Source organism: uncultured Aggregatibacter sp. (assembly GCF_901873365.1).
GTDB lineage: Bacteria > Pseudomonadota > Gammaproteobacteria > Enterobacterales > Pasteurellaceae > Aggregatibacter.
Genome location: NZ_CABFLM010000082.1, coordinates 70712 through 97436, shown reverse-complemented (window position 1 = coordinate 97436; position 26725 = coordinate 70712). Strand labels below are relative to the sequence as shown.

The following is a 26725-nucleotide window of genomic DNA, read 5'->3' as shown; positions in this document are numbered from 1 at the left end:
ATTTTAAATCTATGTAGTACGAAAATATAACTCACTAAATTCATTAAACGTATAAAAACACCCACAAAAACCACCGCACTTTTTAAACTAAATTAGAGACCGTAGCGTGCATCTTGATGCACGAAAATATAACTCACCAAATTCATTAAACGCATAAAAACACCTACCAAAACCATCGTACTTTTCAAACTAAATTAGTTTATTAACGCCTTTTATTCGTGCAACAAGTTGCACGCTACGTTGAGATCGTGATGTGTCTTTTGATGAATGAAAATATAACCCACTAAATTGATTAAATACATAACAACACCCATCAAAATCACCGCACTTTTTGTGAATAATCCTTTTATTCGTGCTTATTATTCGTACAACGCATTGGATGCAGTGATAGTTTTATGCCATATGTTTATGGCAAGCGTATTCTGTGATTTTGTGTTTTTTAAATACAAAGTAAAAGGGCATAATAGCGTTCCTTTTTAGACATCATTTGTATTTTAGGAGGAAAAGTGAACATTTTGTTATTAGACGGTGGAAAAGATTTTGGTCATTCCCATGGCAAGTTGAATCATACGCTTCAACAAAAGGCGAAAGAGGTATTGACTGCGCTGGGGCATCATGTCAAAGAAACGGTGATTGATGTCGGATATGATATTGAAACGGAAGTTGAAAAATTTGTCTGGATGGATGCCGTGATTTGGCAGATGCCCGGTTGGTGGATGCATGAGTCATGAACAGTGAAAAAATATATCGATGAAGTATTGACCAGTGGGCATGGCAAACTCTATTAAAGTGACGGTCGCCATCGTGTTAACCCAACTGAGAGCTATGGTACCGGAGGCTTGTTACAGGGCAAAAAACATATGCTTTCGCTCACTTGGAATGCGCCACTTGAAGCATTTACTCGCGAAGGCGACTTTTTCGAAGGCAAAGGTGTGGATGCGCTATATATGCACTTCCATAAACTCAATGAATTCCTTGGTATGAGTCGCTTGCCGACATTTTTATGTACTGATGTAATTAAAAATCCATAGGTAGAAAAATATTTGGCAGACTACCAAACTCACTTGGAAAATGTGTTCGGTTAATAAGTACTTGTAGACAGATCATTGTTGTCTGTCTTTCGTTCGATGAGAGAATCTCTCTCAATAGAAAAGTAACCCTGATTTCTCAGGGTTACAAGCCGTTTAAATTTGAAAAAGTGATTTTTTATTCCCACTCGATTATTAACTCAGAAGATAACATATTGAAATAGAAAGGGGTAAAGATAACGCTATTTGGTTTTTACCGTCATTTTTACCGTCAGTAGAAGAAAGTGCTCTTATGTGCGTTCGGCTAGCCAATTATCTATGTCAGATTTGCGCCATGCTACACGACCCATAGACGCTTTTACGCTTTTTGGAAATGTTCCTTTTTTCATCATACGCCAAATTGTTGTGTGGCTCAAGGTGGTAATTTCAATCACTTGAGCTTTGCTTAATAATGCTGGTTGTTGTTCCATTATATCTATCCTTTCAATATGTCGGGCACTTCAATTACTTTTAACTGTTCGGGTTTTACATTCTTGTATTTAATCCAATATTGGACGATTTCTAATGCTTCGCCTTGTGTGACCGTGTGCTTTGATTCTCGTACTACAGTCCATTCACGCTTAAATTCGCACTCAATAACGATATATCGCTTGCCGTCCATTACTTGTAATTCGTTTCTAAAAAACACCTGTGCCACCTTGTTTCAAACACCACACCCGAATCTGAAAAAGCATTTCTTTTTCGCGCATGGATAGCCCGGATAATTTATCCGCCCACATTGCCAAATAAAGTAATCCAAGACTAAAAACAAACATCCAAAACATTGTGTCATCCATATTTACTCCAAAAAAACCGCCCAAAAGGGCGGTGTGTCAATGATTAATCTTCTTTATTTCTTTCCGTCAATTTGTACTGACGGAAGAAAGCTTGCGCGGCAAATGCGATTGCAATTCCGGAAAGAACTCCCAAGAAATACATTTTGTTACTCCATTTTATCTAGATAAAACATAATAAAAAGGATGGCTAATACCACCCCACCTAAAACAACGCCAGCTAACCAACCCGGCATTATTGACCAACCTTAACAAATGGCACACTTCCGCTTGGCGTCATGGTTGTTGGTAGTACACCATTCCATTTTTCGGCTGCGGTTAAGTCCACAAGTTGACGATTTTCTTTTAATGCCTCGCCTTTAGCGCGAATAGCGGCCGCTTCCGCCTCACCGGCTAATCTCACTTTTTCGGCATCGGCTTTAGCTTGGATTACTTCAGCATCAGCTTTGGCTTGTGCGTCAACACGGGCAATTTCGGCTTTTTTCTGCTGAATAATCAAATTGCGCTCTTCGGTTTGGATTGCGACGTTCTTTTGAACACTTTCTTCCACACGTTTTTCATATTCTTTATTGAAGTTGATCACGCTTTGAACCGCAGTAATTTCAATAGGATATCCTTTCACCGCCTCACGGATTTGCGCCGTAATATCATTGGTTAATTGTGCCCGATTTTCCAACGCCAACTGTGCTGAATAGCGTGAAAACACGATTTCCAACGCTTGACGACTACGTGGCTCGAGAAGTTGGTTGATCATGTTATCTGTATTGCGGTAGTTTTTGTAAACTGCCACTGGATCGGTTAATTTGAACGTGATGGTTAGCGCCGTGGTGACGGTTTGTGTGTCCCGAGTATAAGCGGAAATACCCGAGGTAATATCACCAACGTCATCGAATTTTCCAATAGTGACTTTTTGCTCACGCGTGCTAAATACAACATCATCTTCAAGCCAGCTACGCCAGTGTAGCCCTGCCGATTTCGTTTCTTGGATTTCGCCATAGCGGGTCAATAAGCCAATTTCCCCTTCATCCACCGAAAATGGTGAGCAGGCGGATAATGACGCGGCGATAGCACTTGCAGCCACAACATGAATGATTGATTTTTTCATTCTTATTTTTCCTCTTTGTTGTTAATAAAAAATAAAAACCGCCCTTTCGGACGGTCATATCATTTTGTGTTATTACGCATACCATTTTTCTAATTTTTCAAATTCTTCGACCAATTCACCTTGCCCAAGAGTTTTCAGTACTTCACACAAGATTTTATCAGCTTCAATATGTGTTCCCTCAACATTTCGATTGTTTGCAAGATCACGAATACGATCGATATAGTCTTCAATATTTAGATCTGGCATATAAGTTTTTTCGAAAATGTCAGGTTTGCACGGGTAGAATTCGCCGTTTACACCACGGATAATGTAGTCAAAATGATCCGCTTTCATGTCCCCTTCAAGGGTGTGAATTATTGCGCTGACAGAAGCAATATCAGAATGAATTTTAATAGCGTCATTTTGGAATAATTCTGGAATGCCATTCGAAACATTATTTAACGTTAATTGCCACGCCTGAATTGTTACCGGTCTTTTTGTGTAGTTCATAATTTATCTCCAAAAAAATAACCGCACCTGTTAAAGTGCGGTCTAAATTAATCATCTAAAGCGTTTTTCATGGCATCAAGCCATGCTTGAGCATCTTCGAACGTGCGGAAACAATTGCCATCCTTGTAGTTTGCAGAATCGCCATTACTGTCAAGGACAACGTCAATTTTTAGCTGTTGATTACTATCTAAATCCTCTGTAATAAACCAAAAATTGTCACCTTTTTGGGCTTTAAACGGCTTAGGCAGTGTAACGGTGATTGTGTCGGATTTTGGTGCGGGGTCTTTGTAAAGCACATACTCTCCATCACCTGACTTACTCATAAATCCGTTATCTGCCTCCAAAATAAAAGCACCATCTTTTGCTTTCGCAATCACTTTTAATTTAACATTTACGTTTTTGAATTGGACGACAAATAAACCCTCATTAAAAGCCTTTTCCAACACCTGTTCGGATGTTAGTTCGGGTTCTTCCCACATACCGATAATATCCCATTCGCTTTCGCGGTTTAGCCAGTATTTGCCATCTTTGCTCCAACTACATAAATTGCGACCATACTCCCCAACAATATAGCTATTGCTATCTTCTGTGCCGATTTTGCTAAGACCGACTACATACACTTTTTGTCCGTTGCGTAACTGCACCGGCGCACCATTCAGCGCCTCTTGTAAATCAAACGGTTTCATAAATTCTCCTTAAAAAAAAGACCGCACTTTGCGGTCGTTGGTTATTCGGTTGGCGGTGGCGGAAGTGGTTGCCAGTGAGAGACGTAATAGCATTGATGTGAACTATGTCCGTCATCACAATAAAACTTACCATCCATCAAGTACCCAATAAACTGATGAGATCCAAAATCACTAAGTATATCCATACCATAAAGCAAAACAGAGCAACTCTCGCCGTCCTCGTTGACCGGAGGCAATCTATCACTACACTTAATCCAGCCGTTATTTTGCTCATACTCAACAATAACCGGAGGTTGCACCATATACTCAAATTTCGCCACTGCATCCGCTCCATCTTGCTCAACAGAAGGCTGGCGAACAGGTAAATCAATCCCGCCAAGGATTACGCCATAACAAATACTTTTAATTAAATCCTCCGAACCTTTTGAAAGTCCGCCACACCAGCCTGAACTTAAGTTATATCCATCCTCGGCAATATCTAACGCGGATTGTTTAGCCTCCTCTGCGGTTTCATGGACATATAAATTCACATCGATCGCGTCATAACTAAAGTATTTACTCATCTTGTATCATCTCCGATATAGTTAATCATTCTCTCTCCAATCCATTTAATAACCGGCACCGCCATACTGTTTCCAATTGCTTTATAACGCGGACTATCAGGGCAATCATTAACCAGTTTGTTGCGATATGGTATTTGTGTGTAACCTGGCGGAAAGCCTTGTAGTTTTTCGCACTCTGATGGTGTAAGTTTGCGGACTGTTAAGCCATTAAAAACACCGTGAATATCTGTAGTTGTTAATGTGTAACTTACTCCACTGTCATCAAATCCATTGCCATTTCCGCCGTTATGCGGTTGTCTGCCGATAGTGTTGCCAGCAAGAGCAATACAAGGGATATTATTACCGCCAGTCCCCATGCGCGCCGTTAGTGTCGGCGTAGTATCATCATCTTGTATGCGTACTACGTCGGAGCGGTGAGCGATATCAAATAAGATATTTTCTTGCCCGCCGTTACGACCTAAGCAATGCGCGGTGGTGGATGATATTATCGGATCTTGTGTGCCGTGTACTACAAGAGTTTCCGACCCGCCACCAAGCGCACCACCGCTAGCAGTTACTACCCCCCCCAATGCGGATTGGCGATATGTTCCAAAGCTCCCCTCAGTGTAGGTGGTAATACTTTCCCGCGCTGTTTCGCTCGTCTCAATATCCCCGCACAGGCTTTTGTGCTCAATGAGTATTTGGGCGACACTGCGCTGTCTAGCACTTGCCACAACAAACACTCTTTTGCGTCGTTGGGCGAGTCCGAAGTATTGAGCATCGAGGATTCTCCACGCGATAGTGCGGGCTGAATGCACATAACCAGCGTTTGACCATTTGCCCCCTGTTGGTTGTAACGGCTCACGCTCTTGAGCCAATCCAGCCAAAAAGTGTCCGAATGCGTTGTCCTTTGTGGATAGTACACCAGGAACGTTTTCCCACAACAAAACGCACGGTTGCTTACCGTCTTGGCATCTAACATAATCAATAGCCTCTAATATATGTATTAAAGTTAACGTGAGATTTCCGCGCTCATCATCTAACGAGTTTCGCAAACCGGCGATCGAAAACGCTTGGCAAGGCGTACCACCAACAAGCACATCAGGGGCGGGGATTTCTCTGTTTATAATTTTTTGAGGTAAGGCGGTCATGTCGCCAAGATTTGGGGTGTCGGGGTAATGATGAGCAAGCACGGCGCATGGAAATGGCTCAATTTCGGAAAACCAAAGCGGCCTCATCAACCCTCGCCATGCTACACTTACCGCCTCAATCCCCGAACAAACCGAACCGTATGTCAGCATTTTTTATCCCCGTACGGCTTTAAATCAACCACCGGCAACACATTAACCAGTGGTCTTGCTGTGTTGTAGTCTTGCTTGTCGTTAAATCGAGTATTAGCCCACTCAATAAAATTATTTACGTAGTTATTAACTACCGCAGGATAGCTTGCTGATTCCGCCGTCTGGATAATGTCATTTCGCAACTCAGAGCAAACATAAGCCAACTATATTTAGCGTCATCTAACGCACGTGTAACAGCCGATGGGTCACCGCTATTCATCCGCACATAAAAATAGCACCCGAAAATATCGGAAAATCTTGAGTGGGGAATGCTTATATTAATTTCGTTCATCTTTAACACCTAAGATTCGACTTTTTGCTACTTCAATTAGCAATTCGTATTCATTTTTTGTTTTATCATCATGCACTTCGGCAGATTTTGCTAAAAACTCATCAACCGTGCCGGTAAAACAACCACGCGTTACAATTAGTCCGTCTTTGCCGTTAAATACTGTTAGCGTACCGTTCCCCGAGCCGACATTAGTTGCCCAAAAAATCATTTTACGCTCGGAAATTACCGCATAAGATCTAACCCGAGCGTTACCGTACACCAAAGCGTCACCGGACACCTCAGCGTCACCGGACACCCGAGCGTTACCGTACACCCGAGCGTCACCGTACACCCAAGCGTCACCGTACACCCGAGCGTTACCGTACACCAAAGCGTCACCGGACACCCGAGCGTCACCGGACACCCGGGCGTTACCGTACACCCGAGCGTCACCGTACACCCAAGCGTTACCGGACAATGACTGATCTAAATTTTTTTCTGACTCAACAAACCCACCAAGCTCTCCCGCCACAACAGTACCAAATGTAACCAGCGCTCTAATTCGGTATAGTTTTTTACCGCTCCAATGCTCAATAAATTCGTCAGTTAACTCATATTTCTTTTGTTGTTCTCTCATTTTTAACCTCATTAATTTGGATAATAAAAAAGCCACTTATTCAGTGGCTTTCATAGCTTCTAAAATTTCTTCCGGAGTTTCCGTCACTCTAAAATGTGAGTTGCTATCCCCGGAACAATATAAATTTGTCATACTGCCATCTCTTGACATGCCTTCAATCAAATCCATGTTTATGAAAATGACGCTGTTTATTGTTGATAACTTGATAAATTTAGCCATTTTTGCCCCTTTGTAACTCAGAACGGTATGTCATCATTAAAATCATCCGCACTTTCTGCCTGCTGTTTCGGTTTCACGCCATTTTTAGCGTTAGCGTAAGCATTATTGTTGGTGGACGGTTTATCTTGCTTTTCGCCGCTTTGTCGGCTATCTAACATTTGCAATACATCCCCAATAATCTCCGTGGTATAGCGATCTTGCCCATTTTGGTCTTGCCATTTGCGGGTTCTTAATCGCCCTTCAACATAGACTTTAGAGCCTTTGCGCAGATATTCGCCCGCGACTTCCGCCTGACGACGATAGAACACAATGCGGTGCCATTCGGTCACTTCACGACGTTCGCCAGTGTTTTTATCATTCCAGCTTTCACTGGTGGCAACGGTAATGTTGGCAACCAATTCGCCATTCGGCATAGTGCGGACATCAGGGTCGTTTCCCAAGTTGCCGACAAGGATTACTTTATTTATTCCTGCCATGTTTACCTCTAATTTTTGTAAGCTCTTAATGTACTTAAAAATTGGGGGATTAATTTATCAAACGCACTCATAAGCAATGGATTACGCTCAACCGTAAACAAATAAAGCGTTTGCTTTTGATATTCCGGGCAATAACTCACAAAATCCCATGTTTCATAGCCGGTCACCCACAAATTCGCTTGCACCTGTATAACGTACTCAGTCGGCACGCCACCCTCAAGCAAATAGCGGATGTGTGTACTCATTTTCGGGCATTTTATTTCAAGCCCTTTTTGGAGTAACGGAATTAATCCGTCGGGGCTAACTATTACATCGCGGTTTTCGTTGAGATACACGCCGCCGACCTGAATAACGTCATTGCCGGTTAAAAACTCGTAAGCGGCGCGCGCCTGCGGTTCTAACTGATTGCCGCGCTCCATAAAACCGGATTTAAACGTATCGCCACCGCCTAAAATGCTTTCTTCGATCAGCTCCGCCATATATTTAATATAACTTGCCGATTTCTTGCCGGTAGCGGTGACGATATTTTCAAAACCAGTCGCGGTCGGAATGCCTAACCTTGCAGCCAGCCATTCTTCCGAGCCTTGTTCGCAATCTAGGGTTATTAATCCGTCGATCATAGCGGGATATTATCTCCAAGATTTTCATCATTGTTTTGGGCGGCGTTTTCCCGCACGTCCAGTTTGCGATTCAATTTAGCGATAAAATCGACCGCACTTTGTTTCGGCAATTTTTCGATGCTTTCTACGCCGTAATAAGCAAGGGCTTTTTCAACATTTGAGCCGGTAACGTCGATCAGCTGTTGCAAGGTTTGTAGCTGTTCGTCAGTAATCAATTCTACGGACTTAACATCAATTACGTTTTGTTTCGGCGTTACGTTGATTTGCTCTTTTTGCGCTTCGGCAATGCGATCTGCTTCGTCTTGGTCGTAAATACCCGTAAAACCGAAAGCAAGACGCGCGCACTGAATCATTGCCTTATGGCGTAGCATTCGTTTAGGGTGGGTTTTCCACGGTCCCATATCACGGTAACATTCGCTCATATATTCGGTGACGGAAATCGGTTTTGATCGGTCTTTGCGGTAAATTCGGCAAGTGCATTTTTCATCGTCAAGATCGAACTCAATGCCGTCAAATTGTGGGTTTTCGTTCAAAATCCGCGCCCAGCCGTCAACACCGACAATCGGCACAATGCCGTTGCTTTTATCAGGAAAAGCATAGATTTCTTTTGTCCAAGGATTTAATCCGTATTGGTTGGCAACAATTAAAAGTGCGGTCATTTGGCTGTCGTTTACAGTGCCTTTGAATGCCGTATTTTTTAATGTCGTCATCAGGTCAGAACCGTCCGCGATTTCAAAGCGTTTCGCCAGTTTATCGGTTAATGTTTGGAGTGCTGTTGCCATTTTTATTTATCCTTTAAGTGGTTTTAGTGTTACTTCGTACTGATCGCCGTACGCGGATTTAACTTCGCGCGCGATAGTTACTGCGTCAGCTTGCGGCATTGGCGGCAATGTGATTTGGATAACAAATCCGTGATTTTCTACCGCACTTTGCGCCGGTGCCGCAGGTGGAGTTTGTGTTTCCATTTCCTGCGCGACTGCCGCCGCTTCCGCCTGTACTTTTGCCTGTTCTTCCGCTTCCAGCTTGGCTTTCTCGGCTACCGCTTCAGCTTTGCGTTGTTCTTCGCGTTGTTTTTCTTCTTCAATGCGTTGCGCCACGATTTCTTCTAAGTCGTCTTCGCCGGCGATCAGTTTCACCGCGTCACTGAACAGATATTCGTGCGAGATTGGGATAAGTTTTAGGCGTGATTGCAGGCGCGCGATTTCTGACATTAACTCAGCCAACACTAACGCTTTTTCGGCGTTTACCGCTTTAGTCAATCCGTCAATGGTGCGTTTGTTTTTCGTCGCGTCATTAATTCGTTTTTTCAATGTGTCTTTTGGCATAGTAAATTCAAGTGCAAGCGAAATAGTGCTTTCACTGCAAGCTGAATTGCGAGTATCGAGGATTTCGATTATCGCCGCGTTTGCGATATTGTCCTTAATCGATGCCTCTTTTTCTTTCACCAACTTATCGCGCGACAATCGCTCTTGACGAAAACGTTCTGCGATAGCTTCGGCTTGTGCGATTAGTTCGTTAATATCGCCTTGCTGTGCGTTTTTAATCGCCGCGCGGGTTTTATCTTCCAATTCTTTAAGGATTTTTACTTCTTCCTTTGCGCGCCCGAAATCTTCGTCCGTTTCAAAGGACTGCGTGAGAGTAGATAAAAATTGGTCAGTTTTTTTTTCAAAGTCGGCGATATTACACGCCAGCACTTTACTTTCTGTGCTGATAATTAATTCAAATTTTTGTTCTTGTTTTTCCATTTTTAACCTCTGCCGTAGCAATTACTTTTCCAATATTCGCAATCATCGTCCGCCGGCTCTTCGTCATCTTCCGGTGGTTCGTCACGTTGCGGTCGTTCTTCCAGCGATTCGTAATAATCGTCCGGATTATCGAAACTAAACACGCTACCGCGTCTTACTTTTCGCATTTCGTTGTTCCTGTAAAAGTGCGGTAGTTTTTCGTAAGTATTTTTCGGTTCTGGCATCGAGATTCGGTTGCCATTCGCCGTTTTCTTCGATCCATTGTGCTTTTGCTTTCGCAATGGTTTCCGCGCTGATTTGCTCACTTACCTCAACATCGTTGTAATCTGTCACATATTCGGCGGCGTTAGCAGGGTTGAGCCAAAATAACGCGGTACAACTAAGCGCAAATGCCAAAACTGCGGTAATTAAAGTTTTTAGTGACTGTTTCATTTTTTCGATCCTCGATTAAAGTAAAACCAAAGCCATTGCGGCAGGAAGAAAAGCTGCAACAACGATTACAAACAATAAAAAATCAATAACGTTTTTCATTTTTCACCTCAAAAAAAAGCCCTCGTTTTACGGAGGGCAAACCTAAGGAACCAATTTTATAGGTTGCATAAGTTTTAAGCCCTCATGCTCGGCTAAGACAGTAACCAAAAGTACAGGTAGTCATCCCAAGTGCGTAAGCTCGTCTTGAGCGGTGTCAGCCGTGACTAAATCAGCTCGACCAGCTTAACAATCCTTGTTAAGACTAAAGCCCTCTAACAAGAGCCATAGAGTTTTCTTATGCGCAGAAAGCATCAAATCCTAAGTATTCTATGGCTTCACGCCCGTCAAACTCACTGATTTTAAATACAGATCCCTGTCTTACCCAATCAACGCGTAGTCCATTAATTCCACCTAAGTACGCACCCGGAAATAGTCGCTCTGCAACAGGCAACAATTTTTCAATTTTTGCTTCATCTCCTAGACATAACCTTTCTGACTCTAAAACAGCCTCAACCATTTCGCGTTCAAAAACCATCTGCGGATATCTAACATTCCATGTAACCCATCCCGCACCGTACTCCGGGGAATACAACACCGCTACTTCACCATTTTTATTTATTAGTTTTTCCATTTTTAACCTCGTTTGTTTTATGTTTGCCATTTCAAAGCGCACTCTGTCTTGCATTTGTGTTTCTGCGCGCTTGGATTCACTCTCTGCTGAGTACGCTTTGAAATTTACCGTCTCTCCGGTATGTCACGCCTAAGCCGCGTTTGCTCGTCTTTAAAATTCGCTCAATATTGCGGATTCATTGCCCGCGGCATATTTAAGCTAAACACACTAATCGATTCGGGCTTTCTTCCGTTTTGTTGCAGTGTCGGGTCTATCTGCCGTCCGAGCTTTTACTAACTGCTCACCATTAGGCGATCAATGTGTTTTGAACCTAATTGTCTAAAATTGTGATAAGTATCACTTAGTTAAGTGAATTTTTGGGTTATTCTAATAATTAACCTCGCAAACCACGATTTTTCCTTAACGGGAATATAAATCGAATAATGGATTTCACCATCAACTGTTGCTTGGGACATTGCTTTGACTTTTTCTTTTGCCTCTTCGAAAGAGGAGGCATAAACTTCTGAACTCCATCTGGAACCTTTAAAGTTATAAGAAATTGCATAGCGTTTCATTTCATCTTGCATAAGGGGCTACCTCTATGTATTTTCAAATTTTTCAAGGCGTAAACAATCAGTGGTATTGGCGGTTAAGAGCGGCCAATCACGAGATCATTGCAGTAAGCGAAGGTTATACAACCAAAGATAATTGCTTACATTGCATTGGTCTTGTAATGGACACTGACCGTAAGACACCTGTTTATAACGCCTAATAACCCAAGCCCTGTTCATCAGGGCTTTTTTATCACAATTTTTAAAGAGCGTTGAGATTGTGTATCTCGTTTTGATGGTGGTAGTTTAGTAAAAGCTAAATGTTTTGTAAATAGTTTATTTAGTAAAAATTGAATAAATTTATCTAAAATTTAGTATTTAGTTGATTTTTAAAGAAATAAATTTTCAAGAAATGTGTTTATTTGCTTATTTTTTAATCAAAAGGTAGTGAAAAAGAAAAGTGCGGTCGTTTTTTGAGGTGGTTTGTGAATTTTAGGCAATAAAAAACCGCCAGTGAGGCGGTTTAGGTGGCGTGATTATGGGTTATTTTATATCGTAGGCTGTCAGTAAAAAATCAATCTTTTCGTTTAAATGCTCCATACGCTCTAGGATTAGTTTATTTTGCTCCTCAATGCGATCCATTTGAGACGTTGCGCCAAGTCGCCCGGCATGAGCGGCTTTTTCTATGCGGTCGATTTGCGACTGTATAGAGTTGTCTGAGTAATAATTGTTTGTGATGTTAGCTGCGGTGTTGGTGGCAATATTGGAGCTGTCAAAGGTTGGATTGTCTATGTAGGATTGGCTAATAGACGCATTAGGGCTCCATCTGTCACCAAATTTTAGATAGTCCTTGTCAACATCAAGGGCAAGTGCGAAATCGTCTATATCTCGCATTGTGAGCTGTAATTCGCCGTTTTCAATGCGGATTATCTCCTGTTCCGGCACGCTTAAAATGTGCGCCATCTCAATAGTTGACTTACCTTGTCTTTCTCTCTCTTGTTTTATTCTTCGTGCTACCGCGCGCATAACTACCTCTTTAATTGCTTACAACGTTGCAACATCAATATGGATTGTTTTGATAAATCGACCAACAAATTTTGCAGTTTGGTAGATCTCATCTGTTATATCTTGTGGATCGTAGTCCTTGTTGTCTGAGTGCAATCTATACCCACCACCAACAAGTTTTTGGATACGCTTGATAAACAACGCGCCGTCTATTGCAAAAGCATAAACGCCGTCTCCGTTGTAATAATCAATATTAGTATCCAAAAACACCCAATCGCCCTTACGGATTGTTGGCTCCATGCTGTCTGTTGGCACGTTGACAATCTTAATTCCCGCGGCCGACTTGCGCCCAATGATTTGCAACATCCCCTCATCGGACAAAAATAGGCTTGATACAATTTCGGGATAGTCTGAGTTTTCAAAGCCAACCAGCCCTGCTGCCGCACGCACATCTAAATAATCTATCCGGTGCTTGTGATTTCCGTCTTGTTCTGATTGCGCTATTAACTGCCCACCATGGGAGATTTTATTAGCGGTCGTAATTGATATAGTGCCACCGCTAAATTTTGCGTTGCTCAAATCTGTATTAGCTATGTTCGGATTATCCAAAGATAAAGGAGGGATGCCATGATCTCGCTCTAATCGTCTAGCCGCTTTTTCCCCAAAAGATTCCGTTTTACCGCTTATTAATTGAGATATAAAGCTCTTATCTTTTTCTGGTAACGGCTTGTCGGAAAACCATATTTTAAGGTTTGCCCGTCTTATTTCTGCCATTTGCGATCTTATTTGTTTCATACGCCCTCCGTTTTTTTTTGATTTTATTTAGTGATAACTAAATAAGCAAAAACTAAACACCCTTGACAAAATACTAAACAATCACTAAACTCTCTTTAGTTTTTACTAAATAGCGAGATTTATATGAGTTTAAAAGCATATTTTTCCGATAAACCTCGTGGATTTCAGGCTGATTTCGCAAGAAAAATTGGGATCGCCCCATCGTTTCTTTCGCAAATCATTTCGGGCAAATCAAAAGCACCTCCAAGCGTGGCGGTTGCGATTGAAAAAGCCACGAAAAGACAAGTTAAAAAATCTGAAATCCTACCGGATGTTTACGGAATTTAATTTAACAACAGGCAAGCGCAATGGCACGCAATGAATTAAGCAAAGACGCAATTAAAAATGCGGACTTAATACGGCAAAAATCGGCAAATACGAAAGACGCTCATGCCGCTGATTATATCGGTGTGGATGCTGCAACAATTTGCCGATTTAAAGCCGATCACCTAGATAAATTCTGTGGTTATTTGGACTTCCTCGGACTAACCGTGGTGGATAAAGAATTGAGACAGATTTCAGAAGAAGATCTCAACGCCTTAAAACTTTTCGCAAGTAAAGGCATTGAGAAATTTGGGCAATAAAAAACCACGGCGGCAACCGTGGCAATTTAGGAAAAAATTAACATGGAAAATATTAATCAAAACGAGACGACAAGTCAAACACAATCAGAGCAAATTTTAAAAGCACTCAAAAACGGCGAGAGACTAACGCACTTAGACGCGGAAAAACGGTTTAACTGCTTACGTCTTGGCGCTCGTATCTATGACCTTAAAAAACGTGGACACAATATCATCAGCAAAATGATTACCGTGCCAAGCGGAAAACGTGTTGCCCTGTATTGGTTGGAGGCGTGATGAGATTTAGCACTTACATAAACAATCAAAAAGCCCTCGAATGGGGTTTAAATGCTAATCAGGCAGCTTTGTTTGATTTACTTAATCAAGCCTCATCTTGGGCAGAAGAAATCATCGTTGATGGCGTCGTTTATTACTGGGTATCTCGTAATAAAGTGCTTGAGGAATTGCCGTTATTTTATAAGACAAGCGACACAGTTTATCGTCACTTTTCTGATCTTGATGAGAAAGGATTAATCATTTACCTAAAACAAGGTAAGCACGGCGATAAGGATTTAATCCGATTAACCGAAAAAGGGAAATCTTGGAATGAATTTAAGCCGGAACAGATCCGAGATAACTCGGAAATAAATCCGAGTTTAGAGGATGAACTCGGAAATAAATCCGAGATAACTCGGAAACAGATCCGAGATAACTCGGAAATAAATCCGACAAATAATAATACTAATTATAAAAATACTACTGATCATAATAATAAAAAAACTACACAAAAAAAACCGCTCACTTTGCTTGCTGAATTTGGAATTGTAGGTCAGCTTGCCGAAGATTTTATTGCCCACCGAAAATCAAAACGAGCAGCAATCACAAAAACCGTACTTGTTGGCTATCAGCGAGAAGCGCACAAAGCAGGAATACCTCTTGCCGAAGCCATCACAATATCCATCGAGCGCAATTGGCAAGGGTTTAAAGCTGAATGGAATTGGCGTGATGACAACATGGCAACGGCTACAAACACCCGAAAAACAAGCACTTTTGCCGATGACGGTTCTTGGGCTGTTGGCAGAAAATTAAATATCGATCCTAAACTCATTCCGGAGGAATTGAGATGAAAAACGTAATTCCAACGGAACCCGCAAAAAGTGCGGTCACAAAGCCTGATATTCCCAGCAACGCCGTTCGTTTAATTGACCGGATGTTTGTGCGATTAAAATCCATCTTCCCGGCATGGAAACACGCATTTGACAGCGAGATTGAGTACAACGAAACAAAGCAAGTTTGGCTCGAAGAATTATTCAAAGCGGGCGTAGTGAATCCTCAATCCCTAAAACGAGGATTGGACTTAGCGGCAAAATCCGAAAGCCCGTTTTTTCCGAGTGTAGGGCAATTCATTGCTTGGTGCCAGTTTGAAGACTATCACGCTTTGGGCTTACCAACTGCCGAAGAGCTAATCCAACGTTATAAAAACTACATGGGTTACGCGAGATTCAACCAACATGAATTCAAGTATCAATCCAAGGCTGAATATTGGGTACTCAAGACAATTTATAACCAATACTGGAATAAACCGCTTGATGACACGCTGAAAGCCATACCAAGAATTTTGGACGAAGCCGCCGAAAAAGTGCGGTCGGGATTTGAGTTTGAAAATATCCCGGAAATGATTGAGCAAAAAATCGTAAATCTCCCACAAGAAAAAACATTAGCACACATTGCCAACTGCAAGGCGGCATTAAGAGGACAAGCGGCATGACAGAGCAACAATTTGATCGCAACACATGGCAAACGCCGAAGTATGTTTTTCACTGGCTTAACCTGCGGTTTAAGTTCGATATTGATGGTTGTGCCAATGGAGATAATGCACTTGTTAAGCTTTATTTCGGTGATGGTGGACTAGCTGATGATTTTTTAAATTTTAACCTTGATGCACTTAAAGGCGGTTTGTCTAGAGCGTCTATTTTTGTCAATCCTCCGTACTCTAACGTAACGCCATTTATTAAGCGTGCCAAGGCGTTATGCAATGACGGACATTTAGTCGTGATGTTGCTCAATAACGACAAATCTACACAGTGGTATCAAAACCACATCCACGGTGTGGCAAATGAGGTAATTGATATTGTCGGCGGACGTATTGCATTTATCCACCCGGCGACAAATCAAGAAATCAAGGGTAATAGCAAGGGGCAGATGATTGTTGTTTTTGATCCCGCAATGCAAGACTTTGTGCAACGCTCCGTGAGCCTTGATTTTATCAAAAAAGTAGGTGGTTACGATGGGAAGTAATTACAAATGCCCTATATGTGAGGCACCAGTATTTGACTGGTATTTCCCTCATTGTGAAAGCCCACGTGCTATTTCTAAATTTTCTTCAAGTAGATTCCATTGCTTAGGAAACCTTATTGAACCTCGGAAATATCCCGAACTCAGTACAGATCATCCGAACAATAGAACGAGATCATGCGGTGATTTTGGTTTAGAAGATTTAGGCGTGGAGTACAGCGATGACGACTGAAAAAATCATTAAATCTAAGCAACGTGTAAAAGCTTTTGCAGAGGTATTTACCCCATCTCCTATCGTCAAAAAAATGCTGGATTTATTAGATAAGGGTAACTATTCGCCAAAAACGACATTCTTCGATCCAAGCTGTGGCAATGGTAATTTTCTTGCAGAAATTTTGAGACGCAAATTGGCTAAAGTGCGAGAAGAATATGACGGTAATGAGCCCGCTGAATGGTTGATTTATGACTGTGCTTCATCAGTTTATGGCGTAGATATTCAATTGGACAACGTTGAAGAGTGCCGTCAGCGATTGTTTGATATTTGCTATCGGGAATTAACCGGAATATTAGGTGTGAATCCAGTACCTTTCGTGGGCGTGCTGCAAAATGTATTTAAACAAAATATCGTGCTCGGGGATACGTTGAAAGGTGAATTTTTTCTCTGTTCGCACCAACGTGAAGACGAGAAATTAAAGGTGGCGATTTATCGCTTTTCTGATGCATTGGAAATACCAGGAGGGGGCGTGCCTATACTTATCTATACCACGCTGTTACCCAAGGTATTTGATTTTTATCCGAATGATACTTTAGAGGGAGAGGGTTTGTAATGACCGACAAGCAAACGTTTTTCTTACGCAACGAACAAGTGCGGTCAAATTGCCAAGCGTTTATTCAGGACTTGCCAACGGACGATAAAAAGCCGTTGGTTATCAAAATCCAACCAATGACACGCAACCTTGAGCAAAATGCGAAATTTCACGCCATGTGCCAAGACGTGGCAAATCAGGCGGAATTTATGGGTCGTAAACTCTCAATGGAGCAGTGGAAAGTCTTGTTTATCTCCGGTCATGCAATCGCCACTAATCAAAAAGCGGATGTTGTGCCAGGTCTTGAGGGTGAATTTGTAAATATCCGTGAAAGCTCGGCAAAAATGAGCGTGTCACGAATGGCGAGCTTAATCGAATATGTCACGGCTTACGGCGTAGCTAATGGGGTTAAATTTAACGACAGATGGGGATTTTATGGACGATGAAAAACATGGATTGGGACTGGATTGCGTATTTAATTTTTACCGCATTTATTTTTTGGTTGTTTAATGGTGGTCAAGGATGATTTGGACTTATTATTTTGCGGTATTGGCAGCACTATCACTTACGCCCGTTTTTGTGTTGTTCTGGGCGTTATTTTTTGTTCACGGAAAACACGCAAGTAAGATTTTTATTTACTGCCTAACCGGTTGCGTTTTAGGTGGCTTGATGTGGATTGCTCTAGGCGTTGGATTGGGATTGACGGTGATTTTGGAGGGGAAATGAGCAAAGAGAAATTTGAACGCACAAAGCCGGTTGTGAATGTTGGCACTATAGGTCATGTCGATCACGGAAAAACAAAACTCACAGCAGCAGTAGCAACGGCAATAGCAGCTAACTTAGCGCGTAAATCGGTTGATGATGTAAACGAAAAACTAACGCGCGGATTAACAAAAGAGCGTGACGACTGGCGCAAATGGAGACAGTCGGGCAGTAAAGGCAAGATCGTAATTAATGGGGTGAGACGGTGATTTGGTTTGTTTGTTTTTTAATGTTTCTAGGGCTGTTTTTCGACGGGAGAACGGGTTATGGCGATTTAGCTATTTTTGTCCTTTTGGTCTGGATGGCTTACAAGTTAGGGGTGTTTTAATGACTAAGGCACCAAAACAACATAAATGCAAAGTATGTGGGAGCTACTTTGTAAAAACGTTCAGTAGTACGCAAAAGGTTTGTTCGCCGGAATGTGCAATTAAATTATCTCGTGAACAATCCCGCAAAGAGCGAGAAAAGAAAGATAAGCAAGAGCGTATTGAATCTCGTAAAAGAATGGCTGTACTTAAAGAAAAAGCTAAAACCAAGGGAGAATTAACGTCAGAAGCGCAAAGTGCGGTGAATAGATATATTCGTCTGCGTGATGAAAACAAGCCTTGTATATCCTGCGGAAGACCGCTTACAAACGACCAGCTCGGCGGCGGTTTTGATGCCGGGCATTATCGTAGTCGTGGGAGTGCGGTACATTTGCGATTCTATACGTTAAACATTTTCGGTCAATGCAAAAAATGCAACCGATATTTAGGCGGAAATTATCAGCAATTCAGACTTGGTTTAATAGATCGAATTGGATTGGCGAAGGTTGAGGAAGTTGAAGCAGATCAACGAATAAGAAACTACTCAAAAGAAGATTTGAAAAGAATTAAACAGATTTTTAATAAAAAATGCCGATTAATTGAAAAGCGTAGAGGTCTTAAATGAGCAAATCCATTGAGTTATTAGTTAAACTTCACAATCCAAAATGCGTGAGTGCAGAGACTGCAGGGAGAGGTGGGAAAAGTCTGCTTTATAAGGAGCAGATTGTTTTTGCATTTGCTCAGGCCGAAAAGGAATTTATGTTTGGGTATCATTTATTGATGTGTAAATATCGGCAAGATCCGTTTTCGCGCGAATTTGTGAACAGCTATGCAGAAAGTTGGTGCGAAGAATGTGGATTGCCTGAACACGCTACAGAAGCGCTATCATACGTTGTGGATATGGTTTGCGATTTACCTTTACCAAGTCAATTAAAACACCTTAATTCCCTCAGAAAACGCTATTTACGGTCGCAATATGCACACTTATCCGTGATTGATAAAGCCAACAAAATTGCCGAAGAAAATGGGTTGCTCCCAAATAGTGTCGAGGCTAGACAGTTGCGAATCCGTGAATTAAATGAAATCCGTAAATCGAATGTTTGCCCACGCTGCCGTGGCACCGGCGAGGTGGGTAGAGTACAAAAACGAGAATGCCCTGAATGCCGAGGAAAAGGGAAGTTACGTGCGAACATCATTCACTTAATGAAGTCTATTGATTGCACCGAAGCCTACTTTAACCGTTACCTCAATGCGCTTGTGGTGGATTTTGAACGCCATTGCTACGAAGAAATGAGCGGTGCGGAAAATGTGATTAAGCGACAAATAAAAAACGAATCTTTGAATTAGATCACAGACAAGACCAAAAAAACTCCTATAATTTAAAGAAATTTAGTTATAGGAGTTTTTGTTTATGAAAAAGAGTTTATTATTAATTTCATTATGCTTTGTTTCTATGCAATCCATTGGGTTTAGTAATAGCGAAATTAATAATGTGGAGCAAGTAAATAAATTTTCCAAAGAATCAAGAATGTTGCTTGAGCAAGTTAAACCCGATTCATTTAGGGAGTGGTCATATAAGTATGATTTATTGCAAGCTCAATATGATAAATTAGAAATGGATTTCCAGAATAGACCAAGTAAAGGAAGTCCTAAGAAAAGCGGTAATGTTTTAACTGATGATCAGTATCAGGAGTTAATACATACAGTTAACGGAAAGAGAACGGTTACCAGAATTTACCCTAGGGAAAATCAGTGGATGAATCTTCGATTTTATAATCCATTGAATGTAAAAATCCAACAAATAGAGTTAATTATAACAGAGGATATAGCGCGGTATAAAACGGCATCAAATGAGCAGTTGGCTGAAAATAGTTCGTTTAGAGATATTTATTGGGATATATCAGACCGAGACAAAACAAAGCCTGTTGAACAGGTTTATTTAGAGGCCAAAAATAAATTTTTATCTGATTTAGATGAGAAGCATCCCGAAATAACAATCAGAGTTGATGTAAACGCAAAGCCTTATTCGATGACAAATGTGAATTTTGAAATACCATCAAACTTTGATATTGAGCGTTGGAATATTAGTAAGTTGATTGGAGAATAGAAAAATCATGAAATTAATTAGGGATAACAAATGAATAAGATAAAGAAATTTTTATCATTTTTCGTATTTTGCCTCTTGGTTGGGGCTGTGTTTAATTTTTTTGATCACGGCTCAATTTTCCCAAGCAAGCCGAGAGGAAAGATTAATCAAACAAATTGTGAAAGCGAATTAAGACAGGCGTTTATTAAAAAAGCAAAAGAACATAATGATCAATTTAGCATGTCCGTGCTAGATGGATACGTTAAACATGTTTGTAATTGCGCGCGAGCCGAACCAAAATTGGGGTTTAGTGAAGCTGTGAGTTATTGTATCAACAAAAGGTAAAAAGAAATGAAAAGATTGTTATTTATTTGCTCGCTCTTTGTATCGGCGTCAGCTATGGCAAATTACACCACCTGCAATGATTTCGGCAGTACTCAGATATGTCGTGATTCAAGTGGTTATACCTCTACCACCCATCAGATTGGGAATAGCTATATCACCAATGGATCTGATGGCTATCGGTCAACCACGCATCAAATAGGTAATGACATATACCGTGGTAGTGATAACCGTGGGAATAGTTGGAATATCTACGATAATAACAGTTATCGGAATTATTAATTGAGGTATTTCATGAGAAAGATTGGTTTTTTGTTTATCCTTGGTCTGGTTTCGGTAAGTGCATCTGCAATTACAGTAGAAACTCCTGGTAAAGGAACGTTCACAGAGTGCAAAGATTCGTTTGGAGGATTTCTGTCTTCTTGTGATGAGGAAAAGGTTCAAATTCCACAGTTTATTTCCGAAGGCTCGGTTATTCAGGCTATCTTCTTAGGGAAAAATAGAGGAAAGTACATTAACTTTGAAGTTGACGAAATCAAGTATAACTCAAGTAAGGGGTCTTGCCGATTAATTTATCCCAATGGCAGTTCAAACATGACTATTGGCATAGGCAAGTGTAAAAATTTGTTAAGATAAGAATAAAGCCTGTTTACAACACAGGCTTTTTTTATTAGTATGTTTTTCAAGGCTCGTAACCTTAAAACAAAGCGGAAATCCGCACCCGACAGCATAGCGGTTTTTTTATGCGTAAAATTTGTGTTCTCGTTTAGTTTTATTGCCATTAAGACTTAACACGCATAAATCCAATTTCATCTATGCCGAGAGGGCGGAGAATACAACACCTGAAAGGGGAATAATCCCGGCCGTTCTTTGTTTCGGTTTACGAACCTCTTGGCGACCTTATAAGGTCAATTCTAAACTTCGTAAAATAAAACAAAGGAGTAGACTCATGTCTAATCAAACCCAACTTTCCACATTCAATTTCAACTCATTACCTGTTCGTATCAATGTTATTGGTTTAGATCCATTTTTCTGTCTTGTGGATGTTGCTGCAATTTTAGGGTTAGGAAATCGTTCTGTAAGCAAATTTAAATTCAATCCTAAAGGAGTGGAAAAACTTTCCACCCCTTCAAATGGTGGTTTGCAAGAGATGATCTTCATTAATGAACCTAATCTTTATCGAATGATTTTCCGGTCTAATAAACCAGAAGCAGAAACATTCCAAAATTGGGTCTTTGAAGAAGTTTTACCGGCAATCCGTAAAACAGGAAAGTATGAAGGCAAAACCACGGCAGACGATCGCACAGGCTTACGCAATGCCGTAAATATGTTGGTGAGTAAGAAAGGCTTGATTTATTCCGATGCCTATAATCTTGTTCACCAATACATGAACGTCGAAACCATTGAAGACATTCCCGCCGACAAATTACAAAGTGCGGTGGAATATGTGCATAGAATTGTGCTTGAAGGTGAGCTTATCACTGAACCGAAAAAAGATGATCGTTTCAATTTTGAATTTACCGAGTATGAACTTCAACAGCTTGCTTGGTTGTGGTTCGCTTTCAAACGTGGCGTCGGCACTTTCCAACATATCGAAAGAGCCTTTAACGTTTTAGGCTCGAACATGAGCGGGCAAATCTACGGACAGGCTTACGAATACTTAAGCGTACTACGCTCAACAAACCAAATCTTAAACCGCATTACCAAAGAGTTTGAGATTGACCCAATGACAAACTGGCGAGTACTGCAACACTTGCGCCAGTTTGACCCGAAAGCCGTCAAAATCGACTTCTAAAAACACCGCAAAATCCGACCGCACTTTCCCCCAAGAAATCCGTGCGGCGGGTTTTTACACCTCAAATTCACGAAAAAGGACAAATTATGTTCAAGATTTTCTTTGCAGTGGCGTTGTTATGGGCCGCCTATCATTTAGACTTAAATCAAGATTGTGATGGGTATATTTGCCAAGTTGAACAGTCTCATCAAAAGTGATTATAAATTGACTTAACCCTAATTTTGCATTACTATTTCTAACAATAGCCGAGGTGTAAATTAATACATCTCGGTTTTTTATTGGCAAGAATTCCATAGGCTCAATCTTAACGGATTGGGCTTTTTTATTACCTCGAAAATAAGCGGGGTGGAGTATGAGAATGTTTAAAGATCCCGGAAATCAAAGCTATGTCTGGTCGGGTTTTTCTGGCTTTTTGGCGTGGCTTGGCGATCAGAATAATTTAATGTTACTTAGTCTTGCGATTGGTATTTTGACCGCGCTTGTGAATATGTATTCCAAATTCTGGGAGGGTCGCTTGCTGAAGCGCGAAGAAGAGCGCAAAGAAGAGATTCACGCGCTGATGGTGGCAAGATTAAAACAGGGGTTAAATATTGAAATTATCAAAGACTAGAGGTGCATTAGGTGTTTGCTCCGTTATCAGTATTATTGCAGTGATGTACACCTCGTATGGCGATGAAATCGCATTAAGCCCTGCCGGCGCGGAGATTATCGGCAATGCCGAGGGGTGCCGTAGAGACCCGTATAAATGCCCTGCCGATGTATTAACTGTTGGGATTGGCTCAACAGAGGCAGGAGGTGAGGCGATAGATCCAAAGCGGCGCTATAACGATTTTGAGATCGCTGAGCGATGGAAAAATGACATTAAGATCGCCGAATCATGTGTAAATAGATTTGCTAACGGTATGGCGTTACCTCAATCTGTATTTGATGCCGCCGTATCAATCACCTTTAACGTTGGATGTGGACGCGTCCAAAAATCAACATTATTTCGCAAGCTCAATGCAGGAGACTATATTGGCGCTTGCAATGAGTATCCAAAGTGGGTTTATGCGGGTAAAACAAAATTACCCGGCTTAGTAATCCGCCGGGAAAAGGAGAAAGCATTATGCCTACTCGATTTGTCGAAACAGTAAAAAATTACTTAATCGGTGCTTTAGTCCTTATAGTTTTGGGCTTGTGGATATGGTCACGGTACCAACACAGCAATATTATTGACCTAAGAGCCGAGAATCAAACGCAAGCCCAAACCATTAAACAGCAGGAAGAGGCTAATCAAGCCTTAAATGTGGCGCTGCAACAAGAGCGCGAAGCCGTAATTGAGCAGCAACAACGAAACGAAGAAATCGAAAGGGTGGCACTTGAAAATGTCGAATCAGTTAAAACTATCATCAAAACTCAACCTTGTTATCGTACTAAGCTCCCTCAGTCTGCTCTTGAGCGCCTGTACAAGTAAGGTGACAACAAAGGCGGAATACATTTACCCACCGCAAGCTTACACAACACCATGTGCTAAGACAGCATTTACCGGGGAGACTTACGGCGATGTAGTGTTGCAATTAGTCAGGGTAACGGCAGAGCGAGATAAATGCGCAAGCCAAATAGACAATCTCAATAAGTGGATTAATCAAGTAAAAGGTAAATCACAATGACAGACCAAATCAAATTCGCAAACGATAAAAGCGCGGGAGAAAAGTTAGTCGGAATCGACTTTAACCCGGGTAACATCGGTGATGTTGCAGAGTGTAAACAACGCTTTGCGCAAGCTATTAACCAAGTAATAGCACATAAAGATGACGCATTTAACCAAGGTACACTAACAGCAGATAAAGAGATGCTATTAGATGAGGCGGTTAAACGTATCATCGATGCTCAAATGTGGGCGGTTAAAGCTATTACTTGGGGGTTGTAAGTAGGAATTAATACAGTAGCCCGTCTAACCACGGGCTTTTTTATATCTCGTTTATGGCAAAAAAAAACTGGAACGCATTACAAATAGAGTACATCAAGACTTATGCAAGAACCGGTGTATCTGTAATGGAGTGGTGCAGACGGAAAGGATTGAATTTTGCCACCGCTAAACGGTATATAAAAAAGCCTGAAACAGCCATATCTCAGTTAGGGGAAATCCAAAAAGGCGATAGTAGAGAGCTAAAAGCTATCAAAAAAATAACTGCGAATCCATCCAACAAAATGGATGAGGCAGAAGTTGTTGAATCTAAAGTAGATTTAGAGCAAAACTGCGAAATTGATTGCGAAATTGCGAACAAAACTGCGAAAGCCGAACAAGTGAACTGCGAAACTGCGAAAGAAATTGCGACAAAGGTGAAACAGTCCGCAAAAATGATAAAGCATGGTGGATACGCTAAATACTTTAAGGATAAATCTGCTTTTGATGAGGTGGTTGATTTTACCCTCAAAGACGAAATCGACCTGATGCGCCAGCGGGCCATTTCGGCGATTGAAAGCATTGAGAAGTTCACTGCTGATTTAGCACGGTGTACTACAGCAGAAGATAAGGAAATTACATTTAAGCTAATCAAATCTGCGGAAGCTGCACTAGACAGAGCGGTGGGGCGCATTGAAAGCCTGAATAGCACAAACAACAATATTGCGCTTACTCTTGAAACAATCGAATTGAGAAAAGCGCAAACGAAAGAAACCTTGCTGAAAGCGGATAAATTAGCGCAAGAACTCGGCGCAAAAGCGGCAAGCAAACACAAGGTCGAGTATGCCATCGACTTCTACGATGACGAGGAAGGTAGCGATGAAGATTAATTATCGTGCTTCTGCCACGTTTCGTAGAGTGCATAAATCAAATGAGTTGGTTAAAGCGATTCGTGGCCCGATTGGGAGTGGTAAATCAGTTGGGTGTGTAATGGAGATGTTCCGTATTTGCTTAAACCAAGAGCCAAATTCTGATGGCGTTCGCCGTACTCGTTGGGCTTGCGTGAGAAATACTTATCCTGAATTAAAAGGCACTGTGATCAAGACATTTCAAGCATGGATTCCTGAAAGTATTTGCCCGATTAAATACGACAGTCCGATTTCTGGAATGATGAAAATTAATCATCCTGACGGTAAAACTACGGTAGAAGCGGAATTTATGTTCTTGTCGATGGATAAACCAAAGGATGTAAAAAAATTAATGTCTTTGGAACTGACGGGAATTTGGATTAACGAAGCACAATTTTTACCGGTGATGTTGGTAACGGAAGCGGTGACGCGTACTGGTCGTTTTCCTGAAAAGCGAGTTTCGGAAGGATTCGATGGTGCAACGTGGAACGGTATGATTATGGACACCAACTCACCTGATGACGATCACTGGTGGCATACCTTTGAAATGGCGCTCGATGAAGAAACAGGTGAAAGCCTTACGCCTAAGAATTGGGCGTTCTTCACACAACCTGGCGCGTTAATTGATGTTACCGGCATACCGTTTGAATCGTTATCTGATGAAGTCAAAGCGAATATCGAAAACGGCTTATACGTGGACTATCACGGACACCGTTTTGTCGCTAATCCGTTAGCGGAAAACGTAGAAAACCATAAAAAAGGCTATGGCTACTGGTTTGATAACCTTCAAGGGCAAACATTGAGCTGGATTAAATCTCGTATTTGCAACGAATTTGCGACTGTTCAAACAGGTAAACCCGTCTATATGGATCACTTCAACAAAGATTTACACGTCTCGAAAGATAAATTACTCCCGGTTAAAGGATGGCCTACATTCATTGGTCTTGATTTTGGTTTAACGCCAGCCGCTATCATTGGGCAAGTTTCGCCAGTCGGTCAATTGCGAATTACTGATGAAGTAGTTGCTACCGGAATGGGGATTCAGCGATTTATTCAAGATCAGCTATCTCCTTTAATCCGATCTAAATATGCAGGCTGTGAAGTTGAAGTCATTGGCGACCCTGCCGGAGTGCAGCGCGCGCAAACCGATGAAAAAACCTGTTTTCAAATTTTGTTAGAAAACGGATTCAATGCACGCCCAGCAGACACAAACAACACCACGGGGCGACTTGAAGCTGTGCGTTGGTGGTTATCTCGCTTAGTTGGAAAAGGGCAACCTGCGATGATTATCAGCCCGCATTGTCGAGTTTTGATTAAAGGCTATGAAACCGGTTACGCTTATCGACAATTAAACGTCAGCAGTGATGAAAAATACACAGAATCGCCGGATAAAAATCGTTATTCACATCCGCATGATGCAAACCAATATTTATGTTTAGGCGCTATGCCTGACCTATTCAAACAACAAATCATCAACGTTAAACCACATCAAGCGATTAGCTCAGTCACAGGATATTAA

43 protein-coding genes and 2 pseudogenes are annotated in these 26725 nt (G+C 41.4%); 25 read left to right on the top strand and 20 right to left on the bottom strand.

All coding sequences use genetic code 11. The features are described from left to right. Positions 1–506 precede the first annotated feature (506 nt). Positions 507–1031 (top strand): annotated as a pseudogene (locus QZ106_RS07705) (NAD(P)H-dependent oxidoreductase). A gap of 287 nt (positions 1032–1318) precedes the next feature. Here QZ106_RS07705 and QZ106_RS07700 read toward each other — a convergent pair. The 18 genes from QZ106_RS07700 to QZ106_RS07615 form a co-directional block, all read right to left on the bottom strand. Beyond that, positions 1319–1498 (bottom strand): AlpA family transcriptional regulator, encoded by a 180-nt coding sequence (locus QZ106_RS07700; protein WP_295976155.1) that lies wholly within the window; start codon positions 1496–1498, stop codon positions 1319–1321. Between the two features lie 5 nt (positions 1499–1503). Then, positions 1504–1689 (bottom strand): hypothetical protein, encoded by a 186-nt coding sequence (locus QZ106_RS07695; protein ID WP_295976160.1) that lies wholly within the window; start codon positions 1687–1689, stop codon positions 1504–1506. A 16-nt stretch (positions 1690–1705) separates the two neighbouring features. Next, positions 1706–1864 carry a hypothetical protein gene (locus tag QZ106_RS07690; protein ID WP_295976153.1) on the bottom strand — a complete coding sequence of 53 codons (159 nt, stop codon included), beginning with the start codon at positions 1862–1864 and terminating at the stop codon, positions 1706–1708. A gap of 232 nt (positions 1865–2096) precedes the next feature. Next, a complete protein-coding gene (locus QZ106_RS07685; protein WP_295976150.1) occupies positions 2097–2966 on the bottom strand; it encodes an SPFH domain-containing protein in 870 nt (289 codons plus the stop codon). 72 nt (positions 2967–3038) lie between these two features. Then, the gene (locus tag QZ106_RS07680) at positions 3039–3455 is read right to left on the bottom strand and encodes a hypothetical protein (RefSeq protein WP_295976149.1); all 417 of its coding nucleotides are present in this window, start codon (positions 3453–3455) and stop codon (positions 3039–3041) included. Positions 3456–3502: 47 nt separating this feature from the next. Next, positions 3503–4141 carry a hypothetical protein gene (locus QZ106_RS07675; protein ID WP_295976148.1) on the bottom strand — a complete coding sequence of 213 codons (639 nt, stop codon included), beginning with the start codon at positions 4139–4141 and terminating at the stop codon, positions 3503–3505. A gap of 41 nt (positions 4142–4182) precedes the next feature. Then, the gene (locus tag QZ106_RS07670; RefSeq protein ID WP_295976146.1) at positions 4183–4704 is read right to left on the bottom strand and encodes a DUF551 domain-containing protein; all 522 of its coding nucleotides are present in this window, start codon (positions 4702–4704) and stop codon (positions 4183–4185) included. Beyond that, entirely contained in the window at positions 4701–5984 is a 1284-nt protein-coding gene (locus tag QZ106_RS07665; RefSeq protein ID WP_295976144.1) for a DNA cytosine methyltransferase, read from the bottom strand. Before QZ106_RS07665 ends, QZ106_RS07670 begins: the two co-directional genes overlap by 4 nt. A gap of 317 nt (positions 5985–6301) precedes the next feature. Next, entirely contained in the window at positions 6302–6931 is a 630-nt protein-coding gene (locus QZ106_RS07660) for a polymer-forming cytoskeletal protein (protein WP_295976143.1), read from the bottom strand. A gap of 36 nt (positions 6932–6967) precedes the next feature. After that, complete coding sequence (locus QZ106_RS07655) at positions 6968–7150, bottom strand: hypothetical protein (protein ID WP_295976142.1); 183 nt, start codon at positions 7148–7150, stop codon at positions 6968–6970. Between the two features lie 17 nt (positions 7151–7167). After that, positions 7168–7626, bottom strand: a complete 459-nt coding sequence (ssb, locus tag QZ106_RS07650; protein ID WP_295976139.1) for a single-stranded DNA-binding protein — start codon at positions 7624–7626, stop codon at positions 7168–7170. Between the two features lie 8 nt (positions 7627–7634). Continuing rightward, positions 7635–8246, bottom strand: a complete 612-nt coding sequence (locus QZ106_RS07645; protein ID WP_295976137.1) for a YqaJ viral recombinase family protein — start codon at positions 8244–8246, stop codon at positions 7635–7637. Then, positions 8243–9028 (bottom strand): phage recombination protein Bet, encoded by a 786-nt coding sequence (gene bet / locus QZ106_RS07640; protein ID WP_295976136.1) that lies wholly within the window; start codon positions 9026–9028, stop codon positions 8243–8245. Before bet ends, QZ106_RS07645 begins: the two co-directional genes overlap by 4 nt. Before the next feature lie 6 nt (positions 9029–9034). After that, on the bottom strand, positions 9035–9991 hold the full coding sequence (locus tag QZ106_RS07635) for a hypothetical protein (RefSeq protein ID WP_295976135.1): 957 nt from the start codon (positions 9989–9991) through the stop codon (positions 9035–9037). Between the two features lie 2 nt (positions 9992–9993). Next, positions 9994–10158, bottom strand: a complete 165-nt coding sequence (locus QZ106_RS07630; protein ID WP_295976133.1) for a hypothetical protein — start codon at positions 10156–10158, stop codon at positions 9994–9996. Next, a complete protein-coding gene (locus QZ106_RS07625; protein ID WP_295976130.1) occupies positions 10136–10423 on the bottom strand; it encodes a hypothetical protein in 288 nt (95 codons plus the stop codon). Before QZ106_RS07625 ends, QZ106_RS07630 begins: the two co-directional genes overlap by 23 nt. A 334-nt stretch (positions 10424–10757) precedes the next feature. Continuing rightward, the gene (locus tag QZ106_RS07620) at positions 10758–11147 is read right to left on the bottom strand and encodes a hypothetical protein (RefSeq protein WP_295976128.1); all 390 of its coding nucleotides are present in this window, start codon (positions 11145–11147) and stop codon (positions 10758–10760) included. Between the two features lie 290 nt (positions 11148–11437). Further along, complete coding sequence (locus QZ106_RS07615) at positions 11438–11659, bottom strand: hypothetical protein (protein WP_295976126.1); 222 nt, start codon at positions 11657–11659, stop codon at positions 11438–11440. Between the two features lie 14 nt (positions 11660–11673). Here QZ106_RS07615 and QZ106_RS07610 point away from each other — a divergent pair, with 14 nt between their 5' ends. After that, a complete protein-coding gene (locus QZ106_RS07610; RefSeq protein ID WP_295976123.1) occupies positions 11674–11844 on the top strand; it encodes a DUF1508 domain-containing protein in 171 nt (56 codons plus the stop codon). Between the two features lie 322 nt (positions 11845–12166). On the opposite strand, the gene QZ106_RS07605 is transcribed toward QZ106_RS07610, so the two are convergent. Both QZ106_RS07605 and QZ106_RS07600 read right to left on the bottom strand, forming a co-directional pair. After that, positions 12167–12649 carry a helix-turn-helix transcriptional regulator gene (locus QZ106_RS07605; RefSeq protein WP_295976120.1) on the bottom strand — a complete coding sequence of 161 codons (483 nt, stop codon included), beginning with the start codon at positions 12647–12649 and terminating at the stop codon, positions 12167–12169. A gap of 18 nt (positions 12650–12667) precedes the next feature. Further along, on the bottom strand, positions 12668–13423 hold the full coding sequence (locus tag QZ106_RS07600; protein ID WP_295976119.1) for a S24 family peptidase: 756 nt from the start codon (positions 13421–13423) through the stop codon (positions 12668–12670). A gap of 123 nt (positions 13424–13546) precedes the next feature. Here QZ106_RS07600 and QZ106_RS07595 point away from each other — a divergent pair, with 123 nt between their 5' ends. The 23 genes and pseudogenes from QZ106_RS07595 to QZ106_RS07485 all read left to right on the top strand — a co-directional run bounded on the left by QZ106_RS07595 (position 13547) and on the right by QZ106_RS07485 (position 26725). Then, the gene (locus tag QZ106_RS07595) at positions 13547–13750 is read left to right on the top strand and encodes a YdaS family helix-turn-helix protein (RefSeq protein ID WP_005651305.1); all 204 of its coding nucleotides are present in this window, start codon (positions 13547–13549) and stop codon (positions 13748–13750) included. 20 nt (positions 13751–13770) lie between these two features. After that, complete coding sequence (locus QZ106_RS07590) at positions 13771–14046, top strand: CII family transcriptional regulator (protein WP_295976117.1); 276 nt, start codon at positions 13771–13773, stop codon at positions 14044–14046. Positions 14047–14088: 42 nt separating this feature from the next. Then, a complete protein-coding gene (locus QZ106_RS07585) occupies positions 14089–14319 on the top strand; it encodes a helix-turn-helix domain-containing protein (protein ID WP_295976115.1) in 231 nt (76 codons plus the stop codon). Continuing rightward, a complete protein-coding gene (locus tag QZ106_RS07580; RefSeq protein ID WP_295976113.1) occupies positions 14319–15149 on the top strand; it encodes a hypothetical protein in 831 nt (276 codons plus the stop codon). The genes QZ106_RS07585 and QZ106_RS07580 overlap by 1 nt, the downstream gene beginning before the upstream one ends. Continuing rightward, positions 15146–15790: a replication protein P gene (locus tag QZ106_RS07575; protein ID WP_295976111.1), complete on the top strand. Its 645-nt coding sequence runs from the start codon at positions 15146–15148 to the stop codon at positions 15788–15790. The genes QZ106_RS07580 and QZ106_RS07575 overlap by 4 nt, the downstream gene beginning before the upstream one ends. Beyond that, the gene (locus tag QZ106_RS07570) at positions 15787–16320 is read left to right on the top strand and encodes a phage N-6-adenine-methyltransferase (RefSeq protein WP_295976110.1); all 534 of its coding nucleotides are present in this window, start codon (positions 15787–15789) and stop codon (positions 16318–16320) included. Before QZ106_RS07575 ends, QZ106_RS07570 begins: the two co-directional genes overlap by 4 nt. Before the next feature lie 218 nt (positions 16321–16538). After that, positions 16539–17144 carry an N-6 DNA methylase gene (locus tag QZ106_RS07565; RefSeq protein WP_295976109.1) on the top strand — a complete coding sequence of 202 codons (606 nt, stop codon included), beginning with the start codon at positions 16539–16541 and terminating at the stop codon, positions 17142–17144. Next, on the top strand, positions 17144–17569 hold the full coding sequence (locus tag QZ106_RS07560) for a recombination protein NinB (protein ID WP_295976108.1): 426 nt from the start codon (positions 17144–17146) through the stop codon (positions 17567–17569). Before QZ106_RS07565 ends, QZ106_RS07560 begins: the two co-directional genes overlap by 1 nt. Before the next feature lie 76 nt (positions 17570–17645). Further along, complete coding sequence (locus QZ106_RS07555; protein ID WP_295976106.1) at positions 17646–17849, top strand: hypothetical protein; 204 nt, start codon at positions 17646–17648, stop codon at positions 17847–17849. Then, a pseudogene (locus QZ106_RS07550) lies at positions 17846–18016 on the top strand (GTP-binding protein); the annotation flags it as partial. The gene QZ106_RS07555 and the pseudogene QZ106_RS07550, both read left to right, overlap by 4 nt. 196 nt (positions 18017–18212) lie before the next feature. Further along, positions 18213–18815 carry a recombination protein NinG gene (locus tag QZ106_RS07545; RefSeq protein ID WP_295976104.1) on the top strand — a complete coding sequence of 201 codons (603 nt, stop codon included), beginning with the start codon at positions 18213–18215 and terminating at the stop codon, positions 18813–18815. Then, positions 18812–19537, top strand: coding sequence for a TIGR02642 family protein (locus tag QZ106_RS07540; protein ID WP_295976102.1), 726 nt, complete (start codon positions 18812–18814; stop codon positions 19535–19537). The genes QZ106_RS07545 and QZ106_RS07540 overlap by 4 nt, the downstream gene beginning before the upstream one ends. 64 nt (positions 19538–19601) lie before the next feature. Beyond that, positions 19602–20297 carry a hypothetical protein gene (locus tag QZ106_RS07535; RefSeq protein ID WP_295976100.1) on the top strand — a complete coding sequence of 232 codons (696 nt, stop codon included), beginning with the start codon at positions 19602–19604 and terminating at the stop codon, positions 20295–20297. A gap of 30 nt (positions 20298–20327) precedes the next feature. Further along, positions 20328–20621 (top strand): hypothetical protein, encoded by a 294-nt coding sequence (locus QZ106_RS07530; protein ID WP_295976099.1) that lies wholly within the window; start codon positions 20328–20330, stop codon positions 20619–20621. 291 nt (positions 20622–20912) lie between these two features. Beyond that, entirely contained in the window at positions 20913–21254 is a 342-nt protein-coding gene (locus QZ106_RS07525; RefSeq protein WP_295976096.1) for a hypothetical protein, read from the top strand. A 313-nt stretch (positions 21255–21567) separates the two neighbouring features. Then, positions 21568–22413: a P22AR C-terminal domain-containing protein gene (locus QZ106_RS07520; protein ID WP_295976094.1), complete on the top strand. Its 846-nt coding sequence runs from the start codon at positions 21568–21570 to the stop codon at positions 22411–22413. Between the two features lie 352 nt (positions 22414–22765). Then, on the top strand, positions 22766–23023 hold the full coding sequence (locus QZ106_RS07515) for a hypothetical protein (protein WP_126471394.1): 258 nt from the start codon (positions 22766–22768) through the stop codon (positions 23021–23023). Continuing rightward, entirely contained in the window at positions 23004–23546 is a 543-nt protein-coding gene (locus tag QZ106_RS07510) for a lysozyme (protein ID WP_295976089.1), read from the top strand. Before QZ106_RS07515 ends, QZ106_RS07510 begins: the two co-directional genes overlap by 20 nt. Further along, the gene (locus tag QZ106_RS07505) at positions 23519–23866 is read left to right on the top strand and encodes a DUF2570 family protein (protein WP_295976087.1); all 348 of its coding nucleotides are present in this window, start codon (positions 23519–23521) and stop codon (positions 23864–23866) included. The genes QZ106_RS07510 and QZ106_RS07505 overlap by 28 nt, the downstream gene beginning before the upstream one ends. Continuing rightward, positions 23778–24062, top strand: coding sequence for a hypothetical protein (locus QZ106_RS07500; protein ID WP_295976085.1), 285 nt, complete (start codon positions 23778–23780; stop codon positions 24060–24062). Before QZ106_RS07505 ends, QZ106_RS07500 begins: the two co-directional genes overlap by 89 nt. Next, the gene (locus tag QZ106_RS07495; protein WP_295976083.1) at positions 24059–24322 is read left to right on the top strand and encodes a hypothetical protein; all 264 of its coding nucleotides are present in this window, start codon (positions 24059–24061) and stop codon (positions 24320–24322) included. The genes QZ106_RS07500 and QZ106_RS07495 overlap by 4 nt, the downstream gene beginning before the upstream one ends. Before the next feature lie 53 nt (positions 24323–24375). Further along, positions 24376–25188: a terminase gene (locus tag QZ106_RS07490; RefSeq protein ID WP_295976082.1), complete on the top strand. Its 813-nt coding sequence runs from the start codon at positions 24376–24378 to the stop codon at positions 25186–25188. Then, the gene (locus QZ106_RS07485; protein ID WP_295976080.1) at positions 25178–26725 is read left to right on the top strand and encodes a TerL; all 1548 of its coding nucleotides are present in this window, start codon (positions 25178–25180) and stop codon (positions 26723–26725) included. The genes QZ106_RS07490 and QZ106_RS07485 overlap by 11 nt, the downstream gene beginning before the upstream one ends.